General features: G+C 44.6%; 1 protein-coding gene and 1 pseudogene. Both read left to right on the forward strand.

What is annotated here, in order from left to right:
- A pseudogene (locus R7Z49_RS24580) lies at positions 1-133 on the forward strand (LysE family translocator); the annotation flags it as partial.
- Positions 134-739, forward strand: coding sequence for a threonine transporter RhtB (locus R7Z49_RS24585; RefSeq protein ID WP_318112314.1), 606 nt, complete (start codon positions 134-136; stop codon positions 737-739).
- Positions 740-757 lie beyond the last annotated feature (18 nt).

Genomic DNA, 757 nt, shown 5'->3' on the forward strand with positions numbered 1-757 from the left:
TGGCTTGGCGGGGGCTTTAAACTCAGCAAAGAACTTGCTCAAAAATGCCAGCTTTATGAAATGGATGGAAGGAGTAACAGGTGCTGTGCTTGTTGCGCTAGGAATTAAGTTACTGATTGAAGAACCACTTTAAATGCGCAATTTATACCGACTTGCTTTAATGTTGACGCTGTTTTTGTTGGGGTTTGCGAGTGCTGTTGCTTGGATGACATTACCACAAATCAAGTTTTCACCTCGGGGGATGGAGTGGGGGTGGCACTGGGCGCACTTTGAGCCGTTTTCTAATGGTATCCAAAAGGCGCGAACGCACGACACCAAACAGCTCTTGTTAAGACGAGTTTACCTTGACGATGCGATCGTCGTTTTTGTATCTACGACGTTAGACAACAAGTTTGAAATCGATGTTGTGCAGGAGAAAACTTGCAAACCGAACGCCACAACTTGGGCATCCGTATCAGTGAATCGCCAGCGAATGGCGCATGTGCCAATGGTGTGTGATAGCGTCGGACAGAGTTATTTTTACCGTTACATAGGTAAGCATTTAGATTCGCTAGAATTTGGCGTTGATGAGTCTTTCATTACGGAAGATTTTGCCCATTGGCCAATCGCGGATATTAAAGTTGATCAGTTCAAACAGCAAAACGCTAAGTTTTTTGAACAGCGTGGAGAGAAGGTTGAACATCAGTGGTTACGTGATTACCGCTGTCATCTGAATCTAGATAAAAATAAAGCCCGCTAAACATGAGCGGGCTTTGTG

Origin of the sequence: Vibrio sp. 1562, assembly GCF_033340155.1 — a bacterium.
Classification (GTDB): Bacteria; Pseudomonadota; Gammaproteobacteria; order Enterobacterales; family Vibrionaceae; genus Vibrio; species Vibrio alginolyticus.